The organism is Treponema sp., assembly GCF_045657965.1.
Lineage (GTDB): Bacteria > Spirochaetota > Spirochaetia > Treponematales > Treponemataceae > Treponema_D.
On record NZ_JAZOUG010000183.1, the window covers coordinates 1 to 6,109 of the forward strand.

The 6,109-nt window shown below is 40.6% G+C and carries 6 protein-coding genes; all 6 read right to left on the minus strand.

Features of this window, described 5'->3' with window-relative positions; all coding sequences use genetic code 11:
* Window positions 1-142 precede the first annotated feature (142 nt).
* Window positions 143-694: a (d)CMP kinase gene (cmk, locus tag ACKI5B_RS06965; RefSeq protein ID WP_407427178.1), complete on the minus strand. Its 552-nt coding sequence runs from the start codon at window positions 692-694 to the stop codon at window positions 143-145.
* Between the two features lie 123 nt (window positions 695-817).
* Window positions 818-1,687: a YicC/YloC family endoribonuclease gene (locus tag ACKI5B_RS06970; protein WP_407427180.1), complete on the minus strand. Its 870-nt coding sequence runs from the start codon at window positions 1,685-1,687 to the stop codon at window positions 818-820.
* 3 nt (window positions 1,688-1,690) lie between these two features.
* Complete coding sequence (gene trpS / locus ACKI5B_RS06975) at window positions 1,691-2,776, minus strand: tryptophan--tRNA ligase (RefSeq protein WP_407427182.1); 1,086 nt, start codon at window positions 2,774-2,776, stop codon at window positions 1,691-1,693.
* Window positions 2,777-2,920: 144 nt separating this feature from the next.
* Complete coding sequence (locus ACKI5B_RS06980; protein WP_407427184.1) at window positions 2,921-3,667, minus strand: hypothetical protein; 747 nt, start codon at window positions 3,665-3,667, stop codon at window positions 2,921-2,923.
* Between the two features lie 66 nt (window positions 3,668-3,733).
* Window positions 3,734-5,212 (minus strand): glycogen synthase, encoded by a 1,479-nt coding sequence (locus ACKI5B_RS06985; RefSeq protein ID WP_407427186.1) that lies wholly within the window; start codon window positions 5,210-5,212, stop codon window positions 3,734-3,736.
* Window positions 5,209-6,109, minus strand: a 901-nt coding sequence (locus ACKI5B_RS06990) for a pyridoxal phosphate-dependent aminotransferase (RefSeq protein WP_407427188.1), incomplete at its 5' end; no start/stop codon positions are given. The genes ACKI5B_RS06985 and ACKI5B_RS06990, both read right to left, overlap by 4 nt.

Genomic DNA, 6,109 nt, shown 5'->3' on the forward strand with positions numbered 1-6,109 from the left:
GACGAGGGTTCGACTCCCTTCTGCCGCTTAAAATCCTGAGTTTTGCACTCAGGATTTTTTTTTGTTCAAAAAAGTATAATTCAATTCAGGCAAAAAAAATCGGAATAAACTGAAAGTCTATTCCGAATCATTTTATTAAAAATTAAATCTTTCCGATAAATCCTTTTTTCTCCAGATAATCAAGAATTAAGTCAACAATCATTTCAGGTGTACGGGTTGCTGTATCGATTTTAAGGTCGGCAAACTCATACTCGTTATTGTCAATCTGATAAAGCTTCATATATCGTGCAGAATCTTCACGGTCACGCATTGCTGTAAAATCTTTAATCTGCTGTAAATCACCGCCTTCACGATTTAAAATCCGCTTTGCACGGGTATCATCACTTGCGATTAAGTAAACTTTTACATCAGCTTCTTTTAACATCCAGATTGCAAGACGGCTGCCAAGGACACAGGATTCTGCCTGTGCCAGTGCAACCTGATGTGTATCAACAGCAACATCGTAGCTGTCATCAGTTTTAGCATTTTCAATTACCTGAGCTAAAGTCATTCCCTTTTCGGATGCCAGCTGGCGGAAAGTGTAATTAATCAGCTTAATTCCAAGCTTTTCTGCAAGCATAGTAGAAACAGTTGTATTTCCACAGCCGGACTTTCCCGAAATCGCCACGCGAAGTTCTTTTTTAAGTTTATACATTTATCCTCCAAATGCACGGCATGGATGCCGCGTAAAAGCCAAGAGAGAAAATTCTGTTTACCTTCAGGTGAACAGAATTTTCTCGTTGGAAGCAGAATTACACGGATGTAATTTTGCTTCCAGTTACTCAACATTCTTAGATTGTTCACGGATATTTTCCAGTGCGTCTTTTGCGTTGATTACCTGCTCACCTACTTCCGTGAACTGATTTTTACTTCCGATTGTGTTGATTTCGCGGTTTGCTTCCTGGCAGATAAAATCAATACGCTTACCCGGGACAGGATTTTCGTTAAATTCTTTACGCATTGCCGCAAGGTGACTGTGCAGACGGATGATTTCTTCGTTTATGGTGTATTTTACCATCATAGCTGCAACTTCAGTCATGATGCGGTTTTCGTCAACACTGTCACCTAAAAGTTCGTTAAAACGTGCAGAAATCTGCTCCTTAAACTTCTGCTCCATTTTAGGCTGCCATTCTTTAAAAAAGTCAGCACAGGAATCAAGAACAGAAAGCTTTGAAAGCAGGTCTTTTTTAAGATTTTCACCTTCCCGCCTGCGGTCAGAAATAAACTGCTCAAATACTTCAGTAAAAATACCTTCGATTTTATTCCAGTAACTTTCTGCATCGTATTCATGAGTAATATTAAGAACCCCTTCCTGACCGACAATCAACGAAAGAGACACATCAGATGAATTTTTACCTAAAGCTTTAGCTATCTGACCAATTGCTTCGGCATACATAAGAGCAGCCTGAGGATCAGCACTTACTTTTGCAGTAGAATTCATGTCTTTTACGCGGATTGTTACATCAATCTTTCCGCGGACAATTTTTTCTGAAACAAGACGGCGAACCTTCTGCTCAAGCGGATTTAAGAAATACGGAAGATTTATATTTAAATCCAGAAAACGGTTATTCACAGATTTTATTTCTACGCTGATTTGAGTGTTATCAACAACAGTTTCCTTAAAACCGTAACCTGTCATGCTGTTCATAGATTATATCTCCATATTCATTACATGACGGACTTCAACTAAAGTTTTCTGTGCAATTTCGCGGGCCTTTTCAACACCTTCATTCAGAACTTTTTTGATAAGTTCCGGCTGCTGTTCAAGTTCTGCACGTTTTGTACGCAGAGGTTTCAAATGCTCGTTCAAGGCTTCTGTTAAAGTTGCTTTGAGCATACCGCCGCCGCCGTCACCAATGCGTTCTGCAATTGCTTCCGGTTCTTCTCCAGTACAGAGAGAGATAATACGGAGAAGGTTTGCAACTTCAGGGCGGTTAACAGGATCATAAGAAATATGACGTTCCTGGTCAGTTTTTGCCTTTTTAATGAGTTTTGCAGTTTCATCTTCGGTTGCAGAAAGCATGATTGTGTTTCCGAGAGATTTGCTCATCTTCGCGCTGCCGTCAAGCCCCATAATCATAGGAGTTTTTGAAAGAAGTGCGTGCGGCTCAGGAAATACAGGTTCACTGCCTTTACAGAATTTATTGTTAAAACGGCGTGCAATTACGCGTGCAATTTCAAGATGAGGAAGCTGATCTTTACCGACAGGAACAACATTTCCTTTACAGAAAAGAATATCAACAGCCTGATGAACAGGATAAGTGTACATTCCGGCATTAAGCGGAACAGTTGATTTCTGAATTTCGTCCTTTACGGTAGGATTACGGTCAAGTTCGGCATTTGAAACAAGGGTTAAAAACGGAACCATAAGCTGGTTTGCTTCAGGAACATGGCTGTGCGGATAAATACATACATTTTCGCCAGGCTCAATTCCGGCTGCAAGATAGTCGATTACAAGCTCTTTTGTATTCTGACTGATTTTATCGAATGCATCGTGATCGGTTAAAACCTGATAGTCAGCTATAAGAATCATGGTTGGAACGCCAAGTTTTGAAAGGCGCACACGGTTTTTAAGGGAGCCGAAATAATGCCCGATGTGAAGCCGGCCTGTCGGACGGTCACCTGTAAGTACACGATATTTCTGCGGGTTTACAAGAATATCAGCTTCGATTTTTTCGCTCATTTTCATGGCTGAAGCTAAAATTTTATCTGCATTTGTCTCTAATTCTTCTGACATAATTACTCCATTTTTAATAAATTATTTTATCAGAATGAGCAGATTTTATCCACAGAATTTTGATTATTCAATTTTATAAAGAAATAATGTTGTATAAAAAAAACTCCGGCCTGAACCGGAGCTTTTGCTGTTAATCAGAAAAAATTAATATTCTGAAACTTCTTCGTTAATTTCAGCAACATTTGCAGAAACCATCATGTTCTGAAGTTTCTGTGAAAGAGCTGATTTAAGTGCTCTTCCTTCATCAGTGTTGTCTGTAACGCTGTCCATGGCATTTTTAATCTGAGTGTCATAGAGTTTCTGGTTCATGCCCCAGACTGCATAGTATTCGTAGTAGACTTTAGATTCTTTTGAATCTTTAGCAGTTTTTACTTCTTTCTGAATCCAGTAAGAAGCAATTTTTTCAAGACCATTAAGTTCTACTGCAGAAACTGCCTGTTTGTACATGTTAAGTTCCTGTTCAAGCTGAGTTGGATCTTTTTCATCACCAGTCTGCTTTGAGCGGCCTTTCTGTGCGGCAGAAACAGCTTTACCAACAACACGCTGCATCTGGTCACCAACCTGAACTTCTACATCAACAAGGTCAGTCCATTCCTTGGTGAAATCAAGATTGTCACCGCGGGCGATTGTAACGAATGTTTTTTTGCCCTGAACTCCCGGCATGATTGTCTGAAGATATTCAGCTGAATAGTTTCCGTTTGCTACTTCAACTACCCATTTTGGAATTTCTGAACCGAATGAGGCTCCCTGATAGTCTACGATGAAAACACTGTTCTTCTGAACTTTAGCTGCTTCACCTTTGATACCAGAGCCTTCTACATTTTTTGTAGAACCACATGATAACAGTAAAGCCGAAAGTGCAGTTGCACAAATAATAGAAATCTTTTTCATAAAAATCTCCTATAATAGTTCAATACTATTTTAAAAATATTTATCTGTCAATAAGACTATATTCAGTTAAATTCCGCAGCCTCGTGCAAGAGCTTCTTTATAGACTTCAACATATCTTTCGCAGCTTGCTTTCCATGTAAAATCCTGGCTCATTGCCTTTTTCTGCATCTTTTTGATATGGTCTTTGCGGTTATAGTAAGCCCATACAGCCCAGCCTACAGTATCGTAGATTGCACCTGGAGTAAGAGAATCAAACATAAAGCCTGTTCCCTCACCTGTTTCCTGATTGTAATTTTCGACCGTATCGGCAAGACCTCCTGTACGACGTACGATTGGAAGAGTTCCGTAAAGCTCAGAATACATCTGGTTTAAGCCGCACGGTTCGTACTGTGAAGGCATTAAGAAGAAATCTGAACCTGCTTCGACAAGATGGCTTAAGCTTTCTGAATATCCGATTTTTGCCCTTAGATTCGGAAGTTTTGACTGAAGGTTATTGATTTCGTCTTCACACCATTTTTCGCCCGTTCCGATTATTGTAAACTGAACTTTCATGTCGCGGCAGATGCTGTAGATTGAACCGTAAGTCGGGGCAAATACTTCTGCAATACCTTTCTGACTTACAAGACGGCCGACCATGCCGATTAAAGGAATGTCCGGATTTACTTCAAGGCCAAATGCTTCCTGAAGTGCTTTTTTACATTCTGCCTTGCCTTTCATGTTTGAAACGCTGTAGGTTGCAGGAAGTTCTTTGTCTGTTTTTGGATTCCATGTAGAAACATCGACACCGTTTACGATACCGCGCACAACATCAGACCTTACCCGTAAAAGACCGTCGAGCCCGAATCCGCCTTCTGTAGTCTGAATTTCGTGTGCGTAAGTCGGAGAAACTGTCGTTACCATATCGGCACAGGAAATTCCTGCCTGAAGGTGATTGATTGCGCCGTTCCTTTCAAAGCCTGCTCCGTAATACAATCCCCAGTCGATTCCAAGGTCAGTGAATTTTTCTTTTCCGTAAACGCCCTGATAACCCATATTGTGGATTGTATAAACACTTGCTGTATGAGAAAAAGCGCTCTGGCTTCTGCAGACATGTTTTAACAAAACAGGAGCTAAACCTGCACTCCAGTCATGGGCATGAACGATATCCGGGAACCACTGGAGTTTGTTACATACCTGGAAAGCGCCATGGCAAAGAAGAGCAAAACGGTAAGGATTGTCAAAAAAATCAGGTTCAAGCTTTGTGCCGTAAACACCGTCGCGGCCAAAACAGTTTTCGTGATCTAAAAAATAAACTTCGACTTTAGGAAATCCTGGAAGAGGAGCTTTGTAAACTTCGGTCCATTCCTGCCCCATTCCAACCGGAACACCAAGAGGACCTTCAAGAGCAGTAAGCTTTTTGCGGTCTATTTTGTAGTATCGCGGCATTACGATTTTAACGTCGTGACCTAAAAGCGAAAGATTTCCTGCAAGAGCAGAAACAGCATCAGCAAGACCGCCTGTTTTTGCGAAAGGAACAGCTTCCGCACTTACCATCATTATTTTCATTTTATATCCTCCATTGCTTCGCAAAAGGCTTTTTCTGAATTCACGATTGTTTTTTCTGAAACACAGTATGCTAATCTGAACCAGCCCTTACCTCCAAAACCTGCTCCAGGAGCGGCTAAGATAAGGTGTTTTTTTAAGTGGTCACAGAATTCTCCGTCGTCGCCGTTAAAATTTTGCGGTACTTTACAGAAAAGGTAGAAAGCACCTTCCGGTCTGTGATATTTGATTCCGGCCTTGTCCAGAACAGCCATAAGTTTATCGCGACGTATTTTGTAGCTTGTATAATCAACCTGAGCATCCCACGATTTTGCGATAACCTTCTGGAAGAAAGCCGGTGCATTTACGCAGCCTAAAACACGCAGCGCAAAAGAAACTGCCTTGACAAATTCTTCAGGATTATCGGAAGCAGGATTTACTGCAACATAACCGATTCTCTCGCCTGGAACGCTTAAATCTTTTGCAAATGAAGAGACAATTACTGTATTTTCGTAAAGCTGGAAAGCAGGAGCAACTTCTGCACCGTCATAAACAATTGCACGGTAAGGCTCGTCGCAGATAAGGTATGTTACACGGCCTGTTTTTGCCTTATTTTCGTTAAGAATTGAAGCAAGTTCTTTAATCTGCTCTTTTGAATAAATCTTTCCTGTCGGATTGTTAGGATTATTGATTAAAACAGCGGCAGTTTTTGCACTTAATTTTGATTTAATTGCCTGTAAATCAAGAGAAAAATCTTCTTTTGATGGAACTTCGATTAAAATGCCGCCGTGATTTTTTGTATAGTGGCGGTATTCAGCAAAAAATGGAGACGGAACAATAATTTCATCGTCAGGATTTAGGATTGCCTTAAAAACACAGTTAAGAGCTGAAGCGGCTCCTGTTGTCATAACGATATTTTCG

Bases quoted from the DNA above. Each gene is read 5' to 3' on its own strand.
- cmk (WP_407427178.1), bottom strand. From the start codon at position 694: ATGTATAAACTTAAAAAAGAACTTCGCGTGGCGATTTCGGGAAAGTCC.
- ACKI5B_RS06970 (WP_407427180.1), bottom strand. From the start codon at position 1,687: ATGAACAGCATGACAGGTTACGGTTTTAAGGAAACTGTTGTTGATAAC.
- trpS (WP_407427182.1), bottom strand. From the start codon at position 2,776: ATGTCAGAAGAATTAGAGACAAATGCAGATAAAATTTTAGCTTCAGCC.
- ACKI5B_RS06980 (WP_407427184.1), bottom strand. From the start codon at position 3,667: ATGAAAAAGATTTCTATTATTTGTGCAACTGCACTTTCGGCTTTACTG.
- ACKI5B_RS06985 (WP_407427186.1), bottom strand. From the start codon at position 5,212: ATGAAAATAATGATGGTAAGTGCGGAAGCTGTTCCTTTCGCAAAAACA.